Source organism: Flavobacterium sp. P1_E4 (assembly GCF_056405915.1).
In genome coordinates this window covers 96,131-118,121 of record NZ_JBFUBE010000004.1, presented here as the reverse complement: position 1 = coordinate 118,121, position 21,991 = coordinate 96,131, and the positions used below count along the sequence as shown (strand labels likewise).

The 21,991-nt window shown below is 34.9% G+C and carries 21 protein-coding genes; 8 read left to right on the top strand and 13 right to left on the bottom strand.

Annotation, left to right across the window (positions count from 1 at the left end; all coding sequences use genetic code 11):
• Complete coding sequence (locus AC1DY0_RS05825) at positions 1-330, bottom strand: winged helix-turn-helix domain-containing protein (RefSeq protein ID WP_477187698.1); 330 nt, start codon at positions 328-330, stop codon at positions 1-3.
• A gap of 319 nt (positions 331-649) precedes the next feature.
• Here AC1DY0_RS05825 and AC1DY0_RS05820 point away from each other — a divergent pair, with 319 nt between their 5' ends.
• The gene (locus AC1DY0_RS05820; protein ID WP_477187697.1) at positions 650-1,447 is read left to right on the top strand and encodes a DUF5995 family protein; all 798 of its coding nucleotides are present in this window, start codon (positions 650-652) and stop codon (positions 1,445-1,447) included.
• A gap of 83 nt (positions 1,448-1,530) precedes the next feature.
• Here AC1DY0_RS05820 and glgA read toward each other — a convergent pair whose 3' ends face one another.
• Positions 1,531-2,757: a glycogen synthase gene (glgA, locus tag AC1DY0_RS05815; RefSeq protein ID WP_477187696.1), complete on the bottom strand. Its 1,227-nt coding sequence runs from the start codon at positions 2,755-2,757 to the stop codon at positions 1,531-1,533.
• A gap of 499 nt (positions 2,758-3,256) precedes the next feature.
• Here glgA and AC1DY0_RS05810 point away from each other — a divergent pair, with 499 nt between their 5' ends.
• From AC1DY0_RS05810 to AC1DY0_RS05795, 4 genes are all read left to right on the top strand, one after another.
• Positions 3,257-4,354, top strand: a complete 1,098-nt coding sequence (locus AC1DY0_RS05810) for an AI-2E family transporter (RefSeq protein WP_477187695.1) — start codon at positions 3,257-3,259, stop codon at positions 4,352-4,354.
• A 276-nt stretch (positions 4,355-4,630) separates the two neighbouring features.
• Positions 4,631-5,053: an SRPBCC domain-containing protein gene (locus AC1DY0_RS05805; RefSeq protein ID WP_477187694.1), complete on the top strand. Its 423-nt coding sequence runs from the start codon at positions 4,631-4,633 to the stop codon at positions 5,051-5,053.
• Between the two features lie 33 nt (positions 5,054-5,086).
• Entirely contained in the window at positions 5,087-6,616 is a 1,530-nt protein-coding gene (locus AC1DY0_RS05800) for a glycosyltransferase family 39 protein (protein WP_477187693.1), read from the top strand.
• A 127-nt stretch (positions 6,617-6,743) separates the two neighbouring features.
• Positions 6,744-7,232, top strand: coding sequence for an SRPBCC family protein (locus AC1DY0_RS05795; protein ID WP_477187692.1), 489 nt, complete (start codon positions 6,744-6,746; stop codon positions 7,230-7,232).
• 106 nt (positions 7,233-7,338) lie between these two features.
• Here AC1DY0_RS05795 and AC1DY0_RS05790 read toward each other — a convergent pair whose 3' ends face one another.
• Positions 7,339-8,190 (bottom strand): AraC family transcriptional regulator, encoded by an 852-nt coding sequence (locus tag AC1DY0_RS05790; protein WP_477187691.1) that lies wholly within the window; start codon positions 8,188-8,190, stop codon positions 7,339-7,341.
• A 137-nt stretch (positions 8,191-8,327) separates the two neighbouring features.
• Here AC1DY0_RS05790 and AC1DY0_RS05785 point away from each other — a divergent pair, with 137 nt between their 5' ends.
• Both AC1DY0_RS05785 and AC1DY0_RS05780 read left to right on the top strand, forming a co-directional pair.
• Positions 8,328-9,287 (top strand): phytanoyl-CoA dioxygenase family protein, encoded by a 960-nt coding sequence (locus tag AC1DY0_RS05785; RefSeq protein ID WP_477187690.1) that lies wholly within the window; start codon positions 8,328-8,330, stop codon positions 9,285-9,287.
• A 63-nt stretch (positions 9,288-9,350) separates the two neighbouring features.
• Positions 9,351-9,971: an HAD family hydrolase gene (locus tag AC1DY0_RS05780; protein WP_477187689.1), complete on the top strand. Its 621-nt coding sequence runs from the start codon at positions 9,351-9,353 to the stop codon at positions 9,969-9,971.
• A 129-nt stretch (positions 9,972-10,100) separates the two neighbouring features.
• Here the strand turns inward: AC1DY0_RS05780 and nadB are convergent, their stop codons facing one another.
• Positions 10,101-11,642: an L-aspartate oxidase gene (nadB, locus tag AC1DY0_RS05775; protein ID WP_477187688.1), complete on the bottom strand. Its 1,542-nt coding sequence runs from the start codon at positions 11,640-11,642 to the stop codon at positions 10,101-10,103.
• Between the two features lie 2 nt (positions 11,643-11,644).
• Positions 11,645-12,571: a quinolinate synthase NadA gene (gene nadA, locus AC1DY0_RS05770; protein ID WP_477187687.1), complete on the bottom strand. Its 927-nt coding sequence runs from the start codon at positions 12,569-12,571 to the stop codon at positions 11,645-11,647.
• 261 nt (positions 12,572-12,832) lie between these two features.
• Here nadA and AC1DY0_RS05765 point away from each other — a divergent pair, with 261 nt between their 5' ends.
• A complete protein-coding gene (locus AC1DY0_RS05765; RefSeq protein WP_477187686.1) occupies positions 12,833-14,653 on the top strand; it encodes a hypothetical protein in 1,821 nt (606 codons plus the stop codon).
• A gap of 61 nt (positions 14,654-14,714) precedes the next feature.
• On the opposite strand, the gene AC1DY0_RS05760 is transcribed toward AC1DY0_RS05765, so the two are convergent.
• From AC1DY0_RS05760 to AC1DY0_RS05725, 8 genes are all read right to left on the bottom strand, one after another.
• Entirely contained in the window at positions 14,715-15,458 is a 744-nt protein-coding gene (locus AC1DY0_RS05760) for a DUF3667 domain-containing protein (RefSeq protein WP_477187685.1), read from the bottom strand.
• A 111-nt stretch (positions 15,459-15,569) separates the two neighbouring features.
• Positions 15,570-16,298 carry a hypothetical protein gene (locus AC1DY0_RS05755; protein WP_477187684.1) on the bottom strand — a complete coding sequence of 243 codons (729 nt, stop codon included), beginning with the start codon at positions 16,296-16,298 and terminating at the stop codon, positions 15,570-15,572.
• A 61-nt stretch (positions 16,299-16,359) separates the two neighbouring features.
• Positions 16,360-16,794 carry an RrF2 family transcriptional regulator gene (locus tag AC1DY0_RS05750; RefSeq protein WP_477187683.1) on the bottom strand — a complete coding sequence of 145 codons (435 nt, stop codon included), beginning with the start codon at positions 16,792-16,794 and terminating at the stop codon, positions 16,360-16,362.
• 271 nt (positions 16,795-17,065) lie between these two features.
• Entirely contained in the window at positions 17,066-17,515 is a 450-nt protein-coding gene (locus AC1DY0_RS05745; RefSeq protein ID WP_477187682.1) for a CopD family protein, read from the bottom strand.
• Positions 17,516-17,689: 174 nt separating this feature from the next.
• Positions 17,690-18,913 (bottom strand): hypothetical protein, encoded by a 1,224-nt coding sequence (locus AC1DY0_RS05740; protein WP_477187681.1) that lies wholly within the window; start codon positions 18,911-18,913, stop codon positions 17,690-17,692.
• The gene (locus AC1DY0_RS05735) at positions 18,910-19,632 is read right to left on the bottom strand and encodes an anaerobic ribonucleoside-triphosphate reductase activating protein (RefSeq protein ID WP_477187680.1); all 723 of its coding nucleotides are present in this window, start codon (positions 19,630-19,632) and stop codon (positions 18,910-18,912) included. The genes AC1DY0_RS05740 and AC1DY0_RS05735 overlap by 4 nt, the downstream gene beginning before the upstream one ends.
• Positions 19,586-19,753 carry an anaerobic ribonucleoside-triphosphate reductase gene (gene nrdD / locus AC1DY0_RS05730; RefSeq protein WP_477187679.1) on the bottom strand — a complete coding sequence of 56 codons (168 nt, stop codon included), beginning with the start codon at positions 19,751-19,753 and terminating at the stop codon, positions 19,586-19,588. Before nrdD ends, AC1DY0_RS05735 begins: the two co-directional genes overlap by 47 nt.
• A 119-nt stretch (positions 19,754-19,872) precedes the next feature.
• Positions 19,873-21,978, bottom strand: coding sequence for a ribonucleoside triphosphate reductase (locus AC1DY0_RS05725; protein WP_477187678.1), 2,106 nt, complete (start codon positions 21,976-21,978; stop codon positions 19,873-19,875).
• Positions 21,979-21,991 lie beyond the last annotated feature (13 nt).

Below are 21,991 nucleotides of genomic sequence, written 5' to 3'. Positions count from 1 at the left end.
TTATAAAGAATGTTTTTTAAGTTGCAAATCCAGAAATTTCCAACAAGCAACATTGATTTTTTCAAAAGACTCAATAAGCAATTTACCATATGGAGTCACTACAGTACCGCCACCCCTATTTCCTCCTACTTGAGTAGCTATTAAGGGTTCTTTGGAAGCTTTATTCGACGCATCAATTAACTTCCATGCTTTTTGATACGAAATATTCATCTCCTTTGCAGCCTTATTGAGTGAACCTGTGGACTCTATCAGTTTTAACAACTGAATACGTCCTTCGCTAATGAGAATCCCCTCATCAGTTTCAATCCAAATTTTGCTCTTGATTTTCATATGTAAACACCTATTGAATTTTTATTGGTCATATGTAATTAACTCCAATTTATTTTTTTTAGTGGAAGTCGTTGAACCTAGTTTCGCATAACTGCTTTTTGTAGTTACTACGAATTAACTGCCATGCTCATTTCAAAGTCGATAATTTTCGTTATACTTTTACAAATATAACGAAATGAATATATCTAAAAAATAAAAAAACAGTTTCTCACTATATATTTTGTTATAAAAAATAGCAGGATAATTACGCCAAAAAAAGCAACTTGAAGAATAAAAATAATTATATTCGCTCTTCCTTTACAACCATAACCAATTATAAATGAATATGAAACAAGCCACAACTATTGACGAAGTCATTCTATTTTTGGATGAGATAATTGAGACATCAAAACTGGAACAAAGTGCAATCGGCTTGTTTGCCACATTATATCGAGAGGTTACCCTAAAAATCAAACAAGGCATTGACGATGGCTCTTTTCAGAATGGGGAACGAATGGAAAAGCTGGATATTATTTTTGCCAATCGGTATTTACAAGCATATTACCAATACAAAGCAAAAGAGAAACCTTCGGAGTGCTGGGAATTCTCTTTTAAACAAGCAGAAAGCTATTGGCCAATAGTAGTTCAACATTTACTACTTGGAATCAATGCCCATGTGAATTTAGATTTAGGAATAGCCTCTGCCTTAGTCAGTACTCCAGAAGATATCGAAGACTTAAAATCCGATTTCGATCAAATAAATACTATCCTTAGCAATCTGGTAGGAAGTGTTGAAAAATGCTTAATTAAAATCTGGCCAACGCTTACTATTATACTAAAATTATCGGGCAAAATAGACAATTTCTTTATTGACTTTAGCATGAAAACCGCAAGGGATGGTGCTTGGAAATATGCCAATGAATTTGTGGTACTTCCAGAAAATCAAAGAGAAGCCAGTATACAGGAAAGAGATGCGAAAATCACCAAAATCGCCCGATTGATTTCAAATCCAGGCTATTTAGTAAGCGGTATTTTTAAATTCATTCGATTGTTCGAAAGAGGAACCGTTGCCCAAAAAATTATTGACTTACAAATGATTGAAGAAAAACAAGTGGAATGCATAGTCGCTTTATACTGATATGAATTCGAAAAGCCTATAAAAAAACCGCAATCCCGATTGATATTTTGAGATTGCGGTTTTTATCATTTAAATATAAATATCTAAGCTTGTTCTTTCACAAACCTAGCAATTACTTCCTGATAATAGTTAAATGTAATTTTAGCAATAGACTCCCAACTAAACTGTTTCAATACTCTTACTCGACCTGCTTTTCCCATTGCGGTTGCTAATTCTTCATTATCCAATAATGCATTTACTTTGGTCGCAAATGCTTTTTGAAAAGCTGTCGGATCCAGTGGATTAAAGTTCGTTCTCGAAACACTTTCCAGCGAAATCAAATATCCAGTTTCTCCCTCAACAATTATCTCCGGAATTCCGCCTACATGACTACCTACTACAGGTGTTTCACAAGACATAGCTTCTAGATTGATAATTCCAAAAGGCTCGTACAAAGAAGGGCAGGCAAAAACACGAGCATGACTGTACAACACTTTGACTTTGTCGCGTGACAACATCTCCGAAATCAAAATCACTCCTTTTCTTTTCGTTTTCAATTGATCAATAAGCGTTGAAGTTTCAAGAGCAATTTCTTCAGTATCAGGAGCACCTGCACAAAGCACAATTTGACAATCTTCATTAAAATATTGAGCGGCTTCTATCAATTGCGAAATCCCTTTTTGACGGGTAATTCGCCCCACAAAAAGTACAAACGGAATATTTGGATCGATTCCGTATTCTCTCAATAGGTTATCATCGAAAGTAGGTTTGTAGAATTCTGGATCAATTCCGTTATGGATTACGGTCACTTTTTTGGGATCGACACCATAAGCTTCCACTACATCGGTTTTCATTTGTTCGCTTACGGCAATCACGCCATCTGCAGTTTTATAAGCATTGGTTTCAATCCATCGGGACATAAAATAGCCATTTCCCAACTGCTCCACTTTCCAAGGGCGATGCGTTTCCAAACTATGAGTGGTCAATATCAGCGGAACCTGCAATAATTCCCTAGTAAAAACACCAGCCAAATGTGTGTACCAAGTATGGCAATGAACAATATCGGCTTTTGGAGTCGCCTGAGCCATTTCGACATTTCGACTTAAATTATGAAACATCTTGATGTGTTCGTTTTCCGGGTCAACCATTTTAGTCAAACAAGAATTTATTCCCTCTACATGCATGGAGTCCTTGTTTTCTTTTTGGTCACCAAAACACCGAACTTCGACTTGACCCAATTTGGCCAATTCGTGACTTAAAAAATCAATATGAACTCCTGCTCCGCCATAAATATTTGGCGGAAATTCATTGGTATAAAGCGCTATCTTCATTTACAGTATTTTTTAGTTTACAATATTCGACACAAGAGCAATCTTTTAAACCTGAACTCTTCTACTGTTTTTTCTTTTTTAGATTATGACAAAAAAGCAAAATGCCAACCCTTAGCCCCGATTGCTTCGCCAGTTCGCTTCGCTCGTGTGAAGTGGAAATCCTTATAAGTCTCGTCTTTTTGGACGAGGCTTATAAGATTGTAACGGATAGCGGGACGATGTTGACTAAAAAGCCAAATCTTTCTGCTCCAAACTTAACAATCGAACTTCGGGCTTTAAAACATTGAAATGCATCAAAATATCAATTTAGTAAAAATACGAAACCGCAATTTAATTCGTACGGAAACCTACCATTATTTTAAAAACATTTTTCACCAAGATTCTAAAAAAATTAAACTTTCCACAAAAGACATCATTATTTAATATTGATAATTACTACATTTTAACTAGATTAGCGTAATAATACAATTCCCCTTTTATTCATTAAAATAACCCGAATATGAATCAAAATAACTCAAATTTCAACAGTTTCAATTTTGAAAAAATTGCCGATACCCTTATCCGCCTCGGAGTATTATTTTTGCTGATAGGTTGGTGCTATGATATCCTGAAACCCTTTGTTTTAATCATAGTATGGGCCATAGTTATTGCCGTAGCATTGAGTCCCGTTTTTGAATCACTAGTAAAACTATTTAGAGGCAAAAAGATTTTTGCTACTATTTTTCTAGCGTTGCTATTAATCAGCATCTTAGTCATTCCAAGTATATTAGTGACCCAATCATTATATGAAGAAATTAACAACTTTACAGCTTCCTATCAGGCAAACGGGCATTTAATTCCGCCACCAGGGGAAAGCACCAAAAGCTGGCCAACGTTTACAAAACCCATAGTGGACATTTGGCAAACAGCATCAGTAGATATTTCCAAAGTCATTATCAAATATTCTGACCAGTTAAAAGTCGTTGGCGAATGGTTGTTGCTTGCCTTGGCCGGAATTGGAAAAGGTATTCTGCAATTCATTGTCTCCATCATCATTGCAATGGGATTATTGTTGTATTCTAAACCGCTAACATCTGTTTCCAAAAACATTTTTATCAAATTAATAGGTAAAAATGGTGAGCACTACGCATTAATCACCGTTGCCACCATCCGCAATGTCGTAAAAGGATTTTTGGGAGTTGCATTAATTCAGTCGATGATGGTGGGAGCTGGATTTTTTATAGCTGGAGTTCCCTTCGCTGGAATTTTCACCATTATCTGTCTTATCCTTGCCATTATACAAGTTGGAATTGGCCCCATTGCCATTCCAGTCGTAATCTATATGTTTTCGGTTACCGACACTACTACCGCAACCATCTTGGCAATTTGGATAGGTATAACCTTGATTTCTGACAATATCCTAAAACCAATCTTTTTGGGAAGAGGCAATCCACCGGCTCCAATGCTTGTGATATTCCTTGGTGCCATTGGAGGTTTCCTATACAACGGATTCATTGGGTTATTCCTAGGCGCGGTTATCCTTACCTTGGGCTATAAATTCTTCCTTTCTTGGATAAAAATAATAGAAGAAGAAAATGAAGAAAGTATAGAGGCATAATTTTCTAAAAATACAATTATAGTTTGGGCGTGCCACCATCAAGCAAAGGGGCCAACTCATCATAAACGTTGAGTTCGGCCCCTTTGCTTTATGCTGTCGGGCTATCCGCCTACTTCGGTAGCTTGCTTCTATCCCTCACGCAGCTCATAAGATATTTAGTAAAAATGAGAGGTGAATCCTTTTAAAGAAAGCTCTTTTATTGTAGTTAAAATCTTTTATATTTACGTTGTAATTAATGATAATCAACAGTATATAGAATAACTAAATCAAATAAAAATGATAACAAGTAAATCTACAATTCTCATCAATGCGACTAAACAAAAAGTTTGGGATGCTCTTACTAAACCCGAATTGGTTAAAAAATGGCAATACGGCAGTGATCTTTTGACGGACTGGAAAGTTGGCAGCGAAATTAGATTTAGAGTGGAGTGGGAAAACAAAGTATTTGAGCAATGGGGCAAAATATTAGAAATCATTCCAAACGAACTCATAAAATACAGTTTGTTTTTTCCAAGACCAGACCTTGAAGACAAAGAAGAAAATTATTTCATCATGAGTTATGTTATTTCGGAATGGGAGAATATGGTAAAACTCGAAATTGTAAAAGAAGATAACAGACCTGGAGCGGTAAAAGAAAAAGAAAGTGATGAAGAAAATCCAGTTTTAATTGCTTTAAAAGAAATTATAGAACAGAGTTAAGAAACGTCAACAATAACAACAGACTTGGATCTAATGAATAAAAAAACTTTACTATTATTCGGCTTCATCATATTAAAATTTGTTCTGCAATATTCATTGATAAGTGACGACTACGATTTGCAGCGGGATGAATATTTACACCTTGACCAAGCGCATCATTTGGCTTGGGGTTATTTATCGGTTCCGCCTTTTACTTCTTGGATTTCGTATATTATTTATCTTTTGGGGAATTCGGTTTTTTGGATTAAATTTTTCCCTGCTTTATTTGGAGCTTTGACCATTGTTGTGGTTTGGAAAGCAATCGAAGAATTGAAAGGTAATTTGTTTGCTTTGGTTTTGGGAGCAACTTGCATATTTTTTTCGGCGCTTTTAAGGCTGAATACTTTATATCAACCCAACTCTTTTGATGTATTGTGTTGGACGACTTTTTATTTTATTTTAATCAAATACTTCAATACCGAAAACACAAAATGGCTTTTCATTGCTGCAATCGTATTTGTCTTTGGTTTCCTGAATAAGTATAATATTGGGTTTTTGATTATTGGATTGATACCCGCTCTTGTCTTGACTGAACAACGAAAAATATTTGGTCAGCCTAAATTGTATATTGCACTTGTTTTAGGGTTGTTTTTAATTGCTCCAAATCTTTTATGGCAATACAATAATAGCTTTCCCGTGATTCATCATTTAAAAGAACTAGCTGATACGCAGTTGGTTTATGTGGATAGATTGGATTTTTTAAAGTCACAATTGCTCTTTTTTATCGGTTCTTTTTTTGTCATTGTTTCAGGATTATTAGCCTTGTTACTCTACAAGCCGTTCCAAAAATACAAGCCGTTCTTTTGGAGCATAATTTTCACACTTGCGGTTTTTATGTATTTAAAAGCCAAAGATTACTATGCAATTGGACTTTATCCTATTTATATTTCTTTTGGTTCCGTTTATTTGGCGGAACAGTTAAAAGAAGGCTGGAAAAGGTATTTAATGCCCGTTTTAATTCTAATGCCAATACTGCTTTTTATTCCAATGTACAAATCGTTTTTTCCAAACAAAAGTCCCGAATACATAGTTAATCATGCCAAAGCATATCAAAAATTTGGATTGCTTCGATGGGAAGACGGAAAAGACCATTTCTTGCCCCAAGATTTTGCTGATATGTTGGGTTGGAAAGAATTGGCTATGAAAGTGGATTCTGTTGCAGCATCGCTTCCGGATTTGGAGCACACTTTAATTCTTTGCGATAATTACGGACAGGCAGGTGCCATTAATTATTATACTAAGAACAAGAAAGTGGTAGCCCATTCCTTCAATGCCGATTATATCAACTGGCTTCCTTTGGATAATGAAATTAAAGATGTCATTTTGGTAAAAGAGAATGACGATGATGACAAAGGGAGAAAAAGGGAAATTCCAATATTTGACACTGTTTATTTGGCAGGCAAAAGAATTAATAAATTTGCCAGAGAACCCGAAATTTCCATTTACGTATTGCGTGGTGCAAAGGTGGATGTGAGTAAGCGAATAAAAGACGAAATGGAACGGAAGAAAAATTACCAGAATTAGTTTATGTTTTAACAATGATCAAAATTAAGGTTGTCCAAATCAGCCCGCCTAAAAGTCTATTTTTATATGTAATTAATTGATAATTAAGTAATAAATTTGTTATGTAGAATTTTAAAAGCATATAAAAATGGAGACATCAGATTTTACCACAACCTTATTAGTTGACCAAACTCCTGAACAGGTATTCAAAGCCATCACAAATGTTCGCGGATGGTGGTCCGAAGAAATTGAAGGCAACACCGAGAAACTTAATGATGAATTCACATACCACTATGAAGATGTTCATTATTGCCAAATCAAATTGACCGAAGTCATTCCAAACAAAAAAGTGGTTTGGTTTGTGAAGTACAATTATTTTAAGTTTACCAAAGACAGAAGCGAGTGGACAGGAACCAAAATGAGTTTTGAAATTTCTGAGAAAGATAGTAAAACAGAAATTCGCGTTACACATCACGGATTGGTTCCAGAATTTGAGTGTTATGATATCTGTAGTAATGCCTGGACGCAATACATTCAACAAAGTTTAAAGAACTTAATTACCACCGGAAAAGGTCAACCTAACGCTACCGGTAAACCAACAACGGAAGACGAAAAGAAATTTAGCGCTACGAAGTAATTTGGCTATGAGTAAATTTTCAACCTGTATAAAAAAAGTAAGCTCTGAATTATAAATATTTCAGAGCTTTTTTGTTTTATAAACCTGTTTTTTCTGTAATAATTGTCTAATTCACTCCTGAAAGTATTGTTTTTTTGAATGCTGAAGGAGTTTCTCCAACCAATGATTTAAAAAGTTTATTAAAGTAGGACATACTTTCAAACCCAACGGCATATCCTACTTCTGATACATTATGATCTTTTAAAAGTAAAGTTTTGGCTTGAGTAATTCGGTATTGATTTACAAATTCAGTGAATGTCATATTCGTCTGTTTTTTGAAATAACGACAAAAAGCAGCTGTACTCAAATGTACAATTGAAGCAATGACATTAACATCGGGTTTTTTTTCATAATTCTCATGAATGTAATCGTATATGGTACCCATTCTGATTTTATCATTCATGAACATCTTTATTCTTGTGTCTTCAGTATTCAATTGATGCACTTCAGAAGATCCTGCCATTATATTTAATATTTCAAAAAGGATCAGTAAAGAATTAAAATTATTCTGAGACTGCATTTCTTTGAGTTTTGCCACCACTTGTTCTTTTGTCTTTCCATAAAAAGAAAGACCTAAATAAGCTTTGTCAAAAAGAGCACGGATGTCTGCAAACTCGGCGGTAGGGACAATCAGATTTGATAAAAAATCTTCTTTGAGCTGAACTACAATTTGTTTGTACTCTGTTTGCAAGCCATAGTCGAAATTTAGATGAGGAACATTGGAACCTATTAATACGAGGTCACTTTCTACAAAACTTGAAATGTTTTTGCCGACATGACGAATACCTGCAATAGCTTCAACATAGACTAATTCGAATTCTGGGTGATAATGCCAGAAAAAAAAGTTCCGTAAACTAGGTGTAAAAACACGAAATGATTTTCCGGGTTGGATCGTAATTTCTTCTTTCTTTATTTTCATTGTAGCTTCATGTTAACTATATGTTGACATAAAATTAGTTAAAAATGTCAATATAGAGCGCATATAGATCATTTTAGAATTTATTCACTGCCGATATTACGCTGAACTTTGCTTTATCAATTTTAAATAATAAAAAAATGGAAACAATGACAATGAATAATGGGTTGAATGAAGCACATAAAGAAATTCCTGGAAACCCATCTGTTGCAACAAGTAGTAAAGTAAAATTAAGCGATCGTTCTAATGGCGAAAAACTGCGTGTATTAACGGAAGAAGAATGGACTTTTTGGATTCATAATGGTTATGTAGTGGTGAAAAACGCGGTGCCAAGGGAACAAGCAGAAAAGCTTGCTGATTATCTATGGGAATATGAAGGGAAAAAGGCTAATGATGCTGAAACTTGGTATAAGCCAACACTTTCAATGAAAATGTCAGAACTCAACAATACTGGGATGGTGGAGATATATAATCATCAGTATTTGTGGGACAACCGTCAATTTCCTAAAGTTCATCAGGCTTTTGCTGATATCTGGGGAACTGAAAAATTGTGGGTTACTATTGATCGTGCCAACCTTAACTTACCAATTCGCCCAGGACATGAATATAAAGGTTTTATTCATTGGGATTATGATCCCGAAACTAAACCGCAAAATGTTCAGGGTGTATTGGCATTGGCAGATCAAAATGACGAAAACATGGGAGGTTTTCAATGTATTCCTGAACTCTTTAGAACGTACGATACATGGAAATTGACACAGCCTGAAGATCGTGATCATTTCAAACCTGATACTACTGGTTTTGAAATGGTAAAAGTCAAAATGAATGCAGGTGATTTGTTGATTTTCAATAGCTCACAACCTCATGGGATTAGACCAAATAACAGCGAAAATGCAGTTCGCATTGCTCAGTATATTGCTATGGTGCCCGCTGATGAAGACAATGAAGAAATGCGTCAATGGAGAATAAACGCATGGAAAAATAAACACGTGCCAGAAGGCCACGCTTTTCCGGGTGATCCTTTGAAAAGAGAAAGTAAACAACCAATTGCAGAGCTTTCAGAACTTGGAGAAAAACTTCTTGGACTTAAAAAATGGTAAATACTGCTGCGACGATTAAATAATCTTCGTTAATTTTGAAATTAAACTCAAGCTATCAAAAAGATGAAAAAAGCTTTAATATTAGACTTAGATAACACACTGTTTTCAACTCCGTCCATTGGGGATAAACTTTTTGCAGATCTTTATTATCTACTTGAAATCAATAATAACGAGTTTGAAGGGGATTTGGAAGATATTAAAAATGACATCAATAGAAAACCTTTTACTGTGGTTGCTAAACAGTATAATATGAGTCAATTACTGTATAATGAATCATTGCAATTATTGGTTAATCTTACTTATAATGAACCTATTGAGCCATTTCTAGATTATAATGAAGTAAATAAAATAGCGTGCGACAAATTTTTGGTTACATCCGGTTTTCCGAAATTACAAAACAGCAAGGTGAGACAGCTTGGAATAGAAAACGACTTCAAAGAAATATACATTGTGGATACCGTAATGACCAATAATACAAAGAAAAAAGTCTTCGAAGGCATTCTGCAAGATTTTAATTATGATGTCTCCGAAGTATTGGTAGTAGGTGATGATCCTGAATCCGAAATCTTAGCTGCTCAAGAACTAGGAATTGATGCTATAGTTTATGACAAATTAAACACATATAAGAATTACTTAGCAACCCCTAAAATTTCTGATTTCAGCCAACTTCAAAATTATTTATAACTCAATATAGTTTTTGTAATAATCAAGATGTCTATTGTTTTATTATTCTTTATTGCATAGCAAATTAAAAACTAAAAAGTCCCTAAACATAACTGCCAAGGGACTTTTTTAAATTTATTTTTTAAACGTTTATTGTTTAATATCCTTCGATTCATATTTTACAAATCCGCCACAATTGCCATTACGGTCAATAGATTGCTGAACGATAAGATTGCCAATATCTATCATATTATTCAATTCGTATAAATCGGTACAAGGAAGATGATTTTGTATCTTCTCGTCAATTTCGTTTTGCAGATTTTTAAGGGTCTCTTTAGCTTTTAATAAATCCGAATCAAATCGAACGATGCCCGCATTCTGACGCATCAACAATTGCAGTTTTGCTTTTGTTTGGGTGATGTATTCGGGAGCGATTTTTGTTTTGTTTTGGATAGGCCATTCCGGGATAATATTTGCCGTTTTTGGAGCGATAAAAGGATTTTCGGCCAAATAATGGTATATTTTGTCCGAGTAAACCAAAGCTTCTAATAGGGAGTTTGAAGCTAGTCTGTTGGCACCATGTAAACCTGTTCTGGAACATTCGCCACAGGCGTATAAATTTTCTATAGATGTTTTTCCGTTAATATCTACGACTATTCCGCCACACAGATAATGCTGGGCAGGAACAACAGGAATCCAATCTTTCTCAAGGTTAATACCTACTTTTTTGCAATGCTTATAAATCATTGGAAAGTGGTTTTTGAAACCTTTCATATCCAAGTGTGTACAGTCCAAATACACACATTCATCACCTGATTTTTTAAGTTCCAAATCGATGCTTTGGGAAACAATGTCTCTTGAAGCGAGATCGCCTCTTGAGTCATAATTTAGCATAAAAAAATCTCCTTTTTTGGTTCTCAAACGAGCACCAAAACCGCGAACAGCCTCGGATATTAAAAATTTAGAACCTCCGGTATTATCAAATAAAGCCGTTGGGTGAAATTGTATAAATTCCATATCTTGAATTGCAGCATTGGCACGATAAGCCATTGCAATTCCGTCTCCAGTGGCAATAATGGGGTTGGTGGTATGTCCATATAGATGACCAATTCCGCCAGTTGCCAGCAAAGTAAAATCAGATTGATAAGTGATTATCTCGCTAGTCTTTTCGTCAAGGGCATAAGCGCCAATACAACGATTATCTTGTGTTATCAATTCAAGTGCAAAGTGATGATCGAGAACGGTAATGTTTTCTTTTTGCATTACTTGTTCCAAAATGGCACGTTGAATTTCATGACCCGTTTGGTCTTTGTGATGTACAACTCTATTTTCAGAATGGCCACCTTCTTTGCCTAAATCAAAAGTGCCTTTGGCATTTTTGTCAAATTGGGCACCCCATTCAATAAGTTCTTTTAATCGTTTCGGGCCTTCGGTAACAACCATTTTAACTACAGTTTCGTCACATAATCCATCACCGCAAATCAGAGTGTCTTCAATATGTTTTTGATACGAATCTTCCGTTTTATCAGTAACAATGGCGATGCCTCCCTGCGCGTATTTGGTGTTAGACTCGTCCGCATTTGCTTTGGTAATAATGGTGATGGTTCTCTCAGGAAAACGATTGGCCATTTTTAGAGCAAATGTCAGACCAGCTACTCCAGAACCTATAATTAAATAATTGGTTGTAATCATTACTAAGATAATTCGAGCATGCGTTCGATAGGGATTAATGCTTTTTCTCTAATGTCGTCTGGAACATTAATTTCCGGAGTTTCATTTAGCAAGCAGTCATATACTTTTTGAAGGGTGTTCATTTTCATATATCCACATTCGCTGCAAGCACAGGTATTATCCTCGTTTGAAGGTGCTGGAATCAGTATTTTATTAGGAACTTCCTGTTTCATTTTATGCAAAATACCTGCTTCGGTTGCAACAATAAATTTATTGCTTGGATTGGTTTTTACATAATTGATCATCCCTGCGGTTGAACCAATATAGTTGGCTGTTTTTAGGATATGCGTTTCAGATTCTGGGTGCGCAATAATTTGGGCATCTGGATTTTGTTTGTACAGAGCGATTAATTTATCTAAAGAAAAAGCTTCGTGAACCACACAAGAACCGTCCCAAAGTAGCATTTCTCTACCCGTTTGTTCCATTACATATTTTCCTAAATTTTTATCTGGAGCAAAAATGATAGGTTTGTCTAATGGGATGGATTGTACAATTTTAACGGCATTGGAGGAAGTAACCACAATGTCTGTCAATGCTTTTACTTCGGCTGAACAGTTTACATAAGTTATAACAATATGATCAGGGTGTGCTTCCGTAAACTCTTTGAACAAAGGAGCAGGACATGATTCGGCTAGCGAACAACCTGCTTTCAAATCAGGCAAAATTACTTTTTTGGTAGGGTTTAATATTTTGGCAGTTTCTGCCATAAAGTGAACTCCTGCGAAAAGGATAATATCGGCATCTACTTTCATTGCTTCTTGGGATAGTCCCAAACTGTCTCCTACATAATCTGCCACATCTTGAATATCGGATTCTTGATAATAATGCGCTAAGATTACCGCATTTTTCTCTTTTTTCAATTCCAATATACGTTCTTTAAGACTTTTCATTTTTTAAAAACTTTAATGGTGTTTTTTTTAATTGAAGATTAATTTCTATGCAAATATAAGGTAAAACTTTGAAGCTACACGTTTCTGTGGGCTTTCTAAAAGTTTCAAAAAAAATGTTTTTGTTAAAAAAATTGCCTTTGTGGTTTTCGCAACCCGCAAATCTATTACAATATGTTTCTTGGGAGTATGACATTTATCAGTTTTTAAGCAAATTACTATGGTGATATTTGCATAAAGTTTAATAAACCAATTTTATTACCTATGACGACTAAAAAACAACTACATACTTTCCATATTCCAGTGATGGGATTGGCCTATACTATTGATAGTCCGATACGTGTGGCTCAATATGGAATTTCATCCGTTGTCTCTATTATAGACGACGATTTGATTGAAAGAATGAATGCTTTTTACAGCGAAAAATTCAAAATTCCTTATCAGGAAATCACAGAAAAGATTCATGATTATCGTGCTGAACGTGTTACTTCTTATTTGAATTTAATGGACACTATCGTAAAAGATAAATTCGAAAAATTCAAAGCAGAATTAGCCGAAAGCAAACAGGCTTTGGAGAATTATATCGCAATGTTACCGAATAAATCAGAGATCAAAAAAGGACTGCAAGATTTAATCGACGACGGAATTGCTTTTAAAGATACCATCAAAAATTACCTTGAAGAAAATCTTTCCGCTGGTGAAATTGATGTTAATATCATGACCAAAGTAGATAAAGAAAATTTTATTAAAAACGAACAATTGCCCGCTGAGTTTAATGATGCTCATGCTTCACTTCGTGGTTTTGCTAATAGTAATTTGTCATCATCAGTGGTGCTTTCTGCAGGGATGAACCCTAGATTGTATGCTTATTTTGAAAACTTCCCTGTTTTTTATCCGGATGACAATAATAAATTGCAAAAGAAAATTATCCTGAAAGTAAGCGATTTTCGTTCGGCTATGATACAAGGAAATTTCTTGGCCAAAAAAGGACTTTGGGTTTCTGAATATCGAATCGAGTCGGGTTTAAATTGTGGAGGTCACGCCTTTGCTACCGATGGGTATTTGTTAGGACCTATTCTTGAAGAATTCAAACAAAAGAAAGAGCAACTAATACAATCGGCTCATGAGTTGATGATAAAAGCATTGGAAATAAAAGGATTGCCTGTTCCTGAGACTCCATTAGAATTAAAAATTACTGTGCAAGGTGGTGTAGGAACGGCCGAAGAACATGACTTTTTATTGGAACACTATCAAGTGGATTCTGTGGGTTGGGGGTCGCCATTTTTATTAGTTCCCGAAGCTACTTCTGTTGATGCGGAAACAAGAGCATTATTAGAAAAAGCCAAAGAAGACGATTTTTATTTGAGTCATATTTCACCTTTGGGAATTCCATTCAATGCGGTAAAAGGAACTACGAATGAGTTTTTTAAACAAAAACGTATCGAAGAAGAAAAAGCGGGAAGTTCATGTCCTAAAAAATTCTTGGCGCTGAGCAAAGAATATGGACCAAAAGGAATGTGTCCTGCATCTAAAAAATACCAAGATTTAAAATTGGAGGAATTGGATGCCGTTAAGGATTCGTTATCCAAAGATGCTTTTGATAAAAAGAAAAATAGTATTACCGAGAAATCGTGTCTTTGCGTAGGTCTGGCCAATGCTTCTTATCTTGAAAATAACATTAAAATAAAAGGTCAATCCCAAGGAGTAGTTATTTGTCCGGGTCCTAATTTGGCATATTTTGACAAAGAAGTTTCACTTTTGGATATGGTAAAACACATTTATGGAAATGCTTCCGTACTAGGAAACAATGATCGCCCAAATGTAATTATCAATGAATTGAAAATGTATATGGATTATCTGAAAAATGAAATCAATGAATTTTCAGAACAAATCACAGCAGCCCAAACAAAGAAATTGAAGGCTTTCAAGAGCAATTTGAATGAAGGGATTGAATATTACCAATCATTAATTGCATCCAATAATTGGTTTGAAAAAAATAAACAAAGTATTGAAAGACAATTGAAACAATATAAAGAAGAACTGATTGATCTTTGTATTCCAGAACAAGTGGCAATAGCAGTTTAAATACTATTTTAATTCTAAAAAAGGCTTGATTAAATCAAGCCTTTTTTTTATGGATTTTGGTTTAAATCTTACCCATAATGAGTAGTGTAAAGATAGCAATCAAAAATACTATAAACCAGAAGATCAAATGGGTTAATAGTGTTAAAAAGAATGTTTTAGTTTTTGATAAATGGTTGAAAAATTGAACATTGGTCCAAAAATACAAGACAAAATCTATGAGAATTATTATTTTGGTTATTGTAGTGATTGCTGGAGTTCCACTGTAATAATAGAATACCGGGATAAATAATAATGAGATATATAACTTTTGTGCAGCCTTGTAAGTATTGAGAATGAAATATTCAAAAAAATTATAGCCTTGTTTTCTAAAAGTAATAATGGTGCCGATAGTATGTAAGGGTATAAATGCTATCGTAATCCAAGCAAAATGGGATTGCATCCACTCCCCAATTTTTACAGGATCAATATGGACACTGGGGTCAACTTGGGTGTTTGTTTTTACAATTAACTCAATGTGAAGCAAATGAATTAAAGCTACATATGCTGTTGCCAATACCATCACTAGGGAAAGAGGTTTAAAATGTTTAACCCTTTTTCCCTCTATAAATTCTCGAATCGAATGACCTGGTCTGGTGAACAGTTGTTTGCCTGTGTAGGTTATTCCATTGTCAAAATGTAATAATCCATGCTGAATATCATGCCACAAAAAGTGCAGGTTTATAGGATGAGTCTCTGCAGTTTGTCCGCAGTTACTGCAATAATGTCCTTTATATGTTTGATGGCAGTTTTTGCAAGTGGTATTCATTTTCTGTCGTTTTTAGTCTTTGTAAAAAAATGGAAGGAAAATCATTTTTAAGTAAATATAGTGGAATAATTAAAAAGTTTTAAAAAGCCATAATGATAATTGATTTGTTTATTAGTCTTTAAACAACGTTTCGCCTTTGACTAACCAAGCAAAACCAAAACTTTCAATGGCCAAGGTTTCCATCCAAAAGGTCAATGGAAATGTTTTAAAATAGCTTGGATGAATTATTTTAAGGGAACCTGCAAATAATGTAAGTAAAGCCAAAAGCATCAAAACACCACAAGTTCTGTAAATTCGGTTTCGGATGATTTTATTTGTACCTCTTTTGCTTGGTGATTTGTCTGATTTAGTAAACAAAAAGAAAGACATATAGGATAGGCATAAAAAAAATAATGCCGCAGATGTGTAATGAAAATAAACTCTGAAATCACTGTTTGGTAAAATCGTAACAGCATATTTTTTGGCAGTATCACCACATATTTCCGTGATATTATTAGTTGGAAATAAAACCACCAAAAGCGCAAAAATTCCAGCGAATAGGGAAATATAGAAATCAACAGGTTCTTTGCCTTTGTAAACAATCAGAAAAAAGGCCAATAGGCTTAAAATGATGACAAAAATGCCACTCACGCGGGTATAGTAATAATGGCTAATGGATTCTAAAGGATGTTGCAGCCCATTGTCAAGGTATAGGAATATAAATAAAAGCAAGGGCATCGCCATTCCCAAAACACCAATAATTTTCCGAAGTGTCAAACTATTGGTTAGCCAAATGCTATTGTCTTCTTTGTAATCTACTTTTAGAAGAGTAGTTAAGTTGGATTCCTTAGATTTATTCATGATAAATTGGGTTAAGTTCAGTTACTTAAAAAAATATCATGTAAATATAAGATTACTTTTATTAGTATCGTAAAAAAGTATCCCCGGTCTTAATACCCAATGCTAACTCCTCTAGATTTGTATTTTCGAGCATAAAAGCCAACTCATTTCGGATGGATTTGAACTTTTCATGCATCGGGCAGGGATGGTCTTCAGAACAATGGGTCAGGCCTAAACCGCAGCCCGTAAAAACGCGGTCGCCTTCAAGGGCATTTACTATTTGTGCCAGTTTGATCTCTCTCATCGTTTCCCTGGGAATTTCGAAACCACCACCAACTCCTTTTATGGAATTTATAATGTTGTCTTTCGATAATATTTGAAGAATTTTGGCTGTAAAAGCTTCGGGGGAATCAATCTTTTTGGCAATGTCTTTGAGTCCAACTCTTTTGTTCTGATAAGATTCAGAAGCTATGAAAATTGTAGCTCTAATGCCGTATTCGCAGGTTTTGGAAAACATAATCGGTTTTTTACAAATTTAAGAAATAAGTTTTATTCCCCATAGTAATAAGGGCAAAGGTTTAGGTGTTTTTTAATCAAAATTTTCATTTTTTGGGCGTGCCCCTTCGTGAAAAACTTCGGGTCGGGCTTTACGTTCCCGCTTTTTTTCTTTATCAATTCCCACGGGTTTAAACCCGTGGGAATTGATAAAGAAAAAAGAGCTCCACGGCAACCCCTCACGCAAGCAACTGTTGAAAACGAATCGTCGTTAACTTATGAACTTTAGAATATTAAAATCCACCAAAACGCACATAAGATCCGAAAATTAGCATCAAAACACCAATGAAGGTGACAGATACAATATGAAAAGTCATTTCGGGCAATTTATCGGGATTGTTTTTTAGTTTTGGTAATACTCGAAATTGTGCGCTCAATGCGAAAAGTACGGTCAGCAAAAGCAAAAGCAATTTTGTTGAAACCACTTTTTCTATAGGCGTAGCAAAATGAAACCAATATCCAATGCTTACGCCATATTTATAAGCCATCAGGATTCCGGTGACCACCAACAAAAACAATGCAGTCATTCCCACTGGTTCGTACTTTCGTTCATAGTCGAGGATTATATTTTGATTTTTCTCCTTGAGAGCCTGTGGTAAATGACCAAAAACAAGTAATAAATGGCCTCCGACCCAAATACTCGCGCACAAAAGATGAATGATTAACAATAAATGATGACTCATATAATTTTTGGTTTAAGTTTAGGGGTTAATTTTTAAAGATATAAGTCATATAAGTTTTTTTAGTTGAATGAAATAAGTTAAATCAGAGTTCATTTAAGTATGCTCAAAATAGACTTTTAGGGACTTTTTTTTTCTTTTTTAAGTTTCTAATTGATTTTTAAATACTTATATGACTTATATGTTTAAAATTAGCATTGTTTTATTTTTGAATGAAATTCCAATCGTAAGCATTAAAAGACCTACCGGCAAAAAGATACTTGACAGAAATAAATTTTGATAATAATTCGGAAATGACACATTATTCAAAAACAGCCAAATACCCTGAAGGAATAAAAGAATTTCGGTAGCTACAAAACCCAATAAAAAAAGGATTGTCCCCCATTTTTGAATCGAATTTTTCGAGTTTAAATAATTATTTTGAAAGGCAAAACCAAACAGAAAACCTGTGATAATTCCCAACATGGTCAAATGAATGTATCCAATGACAAAATTCCGAATCTGATGCGAAACCTGTGTTAGTTCTGGAACCAAGACAACTAATTGAATTAAGATTTTTAAGGCTAATGATAGTAAAGCAAAACGGTAAACGATTTTTTCCAATGAAGACAATGGGGAGAAGAACGTTTGAAATTGAGTTTGAATAATTTGTATAAAAAGGATTGCAGAAAATAATTGGAGTACAACCCCAACTACATTTATCCAATAAAAGATAGGATTCGAAAGTGACCAACTCACAGGTAAAGCCAATGTCAATACAGTTCCAATAACGAATAAATTATAAAACAAACCGAATTTTTTCTCGTCTATGTTCATTTTTGATTGCTTGAAAAACAAAGCCAAAACGGCAAACATAAACCAACCGTTAAACTGAAAATGAAGGAAAAACTGAATGGCAATTTGATAAAAGGCACTTGCTTTTCCCATCAATCCTACTGCGGGACCCAGACACCAAACGCCCAATGTGGAAAACATCATGAAAAACAAAGCTGTTCTCAGCATTCTTTTTTCTGGAAAAGTGGCAGGTTTTGCATCTTTCCAAATTAAATGGCAGAAATAGTAACTGCAAAAAATATGCAAAGTCGAAAAAAGAATAGACACAAAAGCATATCCTTGTGCCGGAAAATCAATCATCATACCAACAACGGCAATTTCTGTTACCCAAAATAATCGGTTATAAATGGGCTTTCGTTGTGCTTCTTTGGGAACAAAAAAATGAAAAATCAAACAGTACAGCATCAAATACACCCAACCCAACATAGCGACATGTGAATGGCCATGCATCAAAAACTGAAAATTGACTCCTTCAATAGGCGAAACATACATCCATCGAAGCAATAATCCCATTAGCGAAGCGATGAAAAAATTAATAAAACAAACTAAAATCCAACTCTTTCTCATAATGATCCTCTAAAATGCACTTTAATTTTTTCTGTTGAAAGTTTTTCTTTTTCTAATTCTTTGAACGAATGTCCGAGTTTCTCAATGGTCGGCGCTCCATTTACAAAATGTTGGATATAATAATTTCCTTCATAACCTGATTTTTCCAAATAGGTAATCATCTCTTGAATATCATTTTTGCTCAACAATTCGGAATGCACCGTTGTACGTACTTCAAAAGAAATTCCACTTTGAAGTAATAAAAGTAATGACTTTTCGAAGGGAATAAAAAGTTTCGACTGTGTTATCTTTTCGAAATTCTCCGGCATAGCCTTAAAATCCAACGCGACGTAATTGATAAGCTCTTTTGTGATGAGTTCTTCCAGTACTTTGGGTTGTGAGCCGTTGGTGTCAATTTTGACTAAGAATCCCATTTTTTTGACTTCGGCGATAAATGAAACACTCTTTTTATGTAACAAGCATTCCCCTCCGCTAAACACTACAGCATCAAGCAATTGTTTTCTGCTTTTCAGGAATTGAAGTGATTTTTCAAATGAGATGGTTCCTTTCCCAAAAACAATTTCAGGATTGTAACAATAAAGACATCGCATATTACAGCCTGCAAACCAAAGTATGCAAGCTGATTTATGTGGGTAGTCCAATAAAGTAAAAGGGGTTAAGCTATAAATAGGATTAGCAACACTTTCCTTCTGTAAAATGAGTTCGTTGTCTGTGTTCACCTTTTTTTCCTATATTAAAACTTTCTACGGGTCTGTGGTAGCCCATTACTCGTGTGTACACCAAACATTTGGTGCGCAATTCATGATTTTGCTCTAAAATCTGGTTGGTTGTTAGTTTCATATTTTATGGTTTTTGATTGTTTAAATTGTTCAGAAGTTTAGAGAGGTTATGAGTTTAGAGAGTTTATACGAGACTAAAAGAAGCTAAACTTTCTAAACTTATAAACTCCCTAAACTTTTTTATACTTCAAATAATTTTGCTTTTTCCTCAATTATGATCTCGTCGCATTTTGGACAATATTCATGTTCTCCGTTCAAATAGCCGTGTACTGGACACACGCTAAACACAGGTGTTACTGTAATATAAGGCAATCTGAAATTCGTAATCACTTTTTTGACAAACTGTTTGCAGGCTTCCGGTGAGCTTATTTTTTCGCTCATGTACAAGTGTAAAACTGTTCCTCCAGTGTATTTGCATTGCAATTGATCCTGCAGCATCAAGGCTTCAAATGGATCTTGTGTAAAGTCTACTGGAATTTGAGAACTGTTCGTGTAATAAATATTTTCTTGCTGTCCCGCCTGAATAATATCATCAAAACGTTTTTTGTCTTCTTTGGCAAAACGATAAGTCGTTCCTTCGGCTGGAGTGGCTTCGAGATTGTATAGATTTCCGGTTTCTTCTTGGAATTCTTTCATTCTATTGCGAATGTGATCTAGTATTCCAGAGGCAAATTCAATACCGGTTTCTGAGGTTACGTTGTCTTCATTATTGGTGAAATTCTCAATCATCTCGTTCATTCCRTTWACACCAATAGTCGAAAAGTGATTTCTGAAATGTTGCAAATAACGTTTAGTGTATGGGTACAATCCACGATCATACATTTCTTGGATAAACACTCTTTTTTTCTCCAAAGTCGATTTGGCGATATATAATAGTTGATCCAGTTGGGTGTATAATTTTTCTTTATTTCCTTTGTTCAAATAACCCAAGCGAGCCATATTGATGGTCACCACACCAATGCTCCCGGTCATCTCGGCACTTCCAAAAAGACCGTTACCACGTTTCAACAATTCACGTAAATCAAGTTGCAAACGGCAACACATACTACGAACCGCATTGGGTTTGTAGGCATTTTCATTTTCAATCTGATTTCCATTTTCATCTAAAATATACTGGCTTCCTATGAAATTCTGAAAATAGGAAGAACCAATTTTGGCCGTGTTTTCAAAAAGTAAATCAGTGTTTTCTCCATCCCAATCAAATGCTTCGGTAATATTTACCGTTGGAATAGGGAAGGTGAAAGGCTGTCCATTGGCATCACCTTCGGTCATAACGGTATAATAGGCTTTGTTGATGAGGTTCATTTCTTTTTGAAAATGCTCATATCTCAACTCTGTTACTTTGGACACGCCTCTTTTTCGAGCTCTAATTAATAAATCTGAAGTTTTGTTGCTCTCAAATATATGATAGTCGTTTTTGGTCGGAATCTGTGTTTTTAAATCGTCCGGAACAATCCAATCCAAAGTGATGTTGGTAAAAGGAGATTGTCCCCAACGTGCAGGAACATTGAGATTGTAAACAAAACCTCTAACTGCTTTTAAAACATCGTCAAATCCTAAATTATCTTTAAAAACATAAGGAGCAAGATAAGTGTCAAAAGAACTAAAAGCTTGTGCTCCTGCCCATTCGCTTTGTAAAATTCCTAGAAAATTAGCCATTTGCCCCAAAGCTTCCCTAAAATGAGAGGGAGGTTTGCTCTCCACACGACCTCTCACACCATTGAAACCTTCGTTTAGTAACACACGTAAGCTCCAGCCCGCACAATACCCTGTAAGGCAATCCAAATCATGAATGTGGATGTCGCCATTGCGATGTGCATATCCTTCCTCTTTGGTATAGACTTTATCCAACCAGTAATTGGCAATTATCTTTCCAGCGACGTTGTTGACCAATCCGGCATTAGAATAAGAAGTATTTGCATTGGCATTGATACGCCAATCGGTTTGTTCTATATATTCACGAATAGTTTGTGTGCTGTCCACATAAGTGGTGTCTTCATTTAGTCCGTTAACATGTTCGCGCTGTAACTTTCTAGTGTGTCGAAACAACATGAAAGAACGCATTACATCGAAGTAATGTTTCTCGTATAACTTCTTTTCAATTAAGTCTTGGATCTCTTCAACAGCCCATACTTCTTGGCCTTCCAGTTGGATAATTATGCTGTTATAAACACTTTCATCAACAACTATAGAGACACTCTTGAAACTTTTTTCAATTGCATCTTTGATTTTATAACTTTCAAATGGCTTGTATTTTCCATTTCTTTTGATAACGTAGTTCTCCATAGTAGTTGATTTT

Excerpts from the sequence above, each read along its gene's own strand:
- AC1DY0_RS05825 (WP_477187698.1), bottom strand. The coding sequence starts at position 330 with ATGAAAATCAAGAGCAAAATTTGGATTGAAACTGATGAGGGGATTCTC.
- AC1DY0_RS05820 (WP_477187697.1), top strand. The coding sequence starts at position 650 with ATGAATATGAAACAAGCCACAACTATTGACGAAGTCATTCTATTTTTG.
- glgA (WP_477187696.1), bottom strand. The coding sequence starts at position 2,757 with ATGAAGATAGCGCTTTATACCAATGAATTTCCGCCAAATATTTATGGC.
- AC1DY0_RS05810 (WP_477187695.1), top strand. The coding sequence starts at position 3,257 with ATGAATCAAAATAACTCAAATTTCAACAGTTTCAATTTTGAAAAAATT.
- AC1DY0_RS05805 (WP_477187694.1), top strand. The coding sequence starts at position 4,631 with ATGATAACAAGTAAATCTACAATTCTCATCAATGCGACTAAACAAAAA.
- AC1DY0_RS05800 (WP_477187693.1), top strand. The coding sequence starts at position 5,087 with ATGAATAAAAAAACTTTACTATTATTCGGCTTCATCATATTAAAATTT.
- AC1DY0_RS05795 (WP_477187692.1), top strand. The coding sequence starts at position 6,744 with ATGGAGACATCAGATTTTACCACAACCTTATTAGTTGACCAAACTCCT.
- AC1DY0_RS05790 (WP_477187691.1), bottom strand. The coding sequence starts at position 8,190 with ATGAAAATAAAGAAAGAAGAAATTACGATCCAACCCGGAAAATCATTT.
- AC1DY0_RS05785 (WP_477187690.1), top strand. The coding sequence starts at position 8,328 with ATGGAAACAATGACAATGAATAATGGGTTGAATGAAGCACATAAAGAA.
- AC1DY0_RS05780 (WP_477187689.1), top strand. The coding sequence starts at position 9,351 with ATGAAAAAAGCTTTAATATTAGACTTAGATAACACACTGTTTTCAACT.
- nadB (WP_477187688.1), bottom strand. The coding sequence starts at position 11,642 with ATGATTACAACCAATTATTTAATTATAGGTTCTGGAGTAGCTGGTCTG.
- nadA (WP_477187687.1), bottom strand. The coding sequence starts at position 12,571 with ATGAAAAGTCTTAAAGAACGTATATTGGAATTGAAAAAAGAGAAAAAT.
- AC1DY0_RS05765 (WP_477187686.1), top strand. The coding sequence starts at position 12,833 with ATGACGACTAAAAAACAACTACATACTTTCCATATTCCAGTGATGGGA.
- AC1DY0_RS05760 (WP_477187685.1), bottom strand. The coding sequence starts at position 15,458 with ATGAATACCACTTGCAAAAACTGCCATCAAACATATAAAGGACATTAT.
- AC1DY0_RS05755 (WP_477187684.1), bottom strand. The coding sequence starts at position 16,298 with ATGAATAAATCTAAGGAATCCAACTTAACTACTCTTCTAAAAGTAGAT.
- AC1DY0_RS05750 (WP_477187683.1), bottom strand. The coding sequence starts at position 16,794 with ATGTTTTCCAAAACCTGCGAATACGGCATTAGAGCTACAATTTTCATA.
- AC1DY0_RS05745 (WP_477187682.1), bottom strand. The coding sequence starts at position 17,515 with ATGAGTCATCATTTATTGTTAATCATTCATCTTTTGTGCGCGAGTATT.
- AC1DY0_RS05740 (WP_477187681.1), bottom strand. The coding sequence starts at position 18,913 with ATGAGAAAGAGTTGGATTTTAGTTTGTTTTATTAATTTTTTCATCGCT.
- nrdD (WP_477187679.1), bottom strand. The coding sequence starts at position 19,753 with ATGAAACTAACAACCAACCAGATTTTAGAGCAAAATCATGAATTGCGC.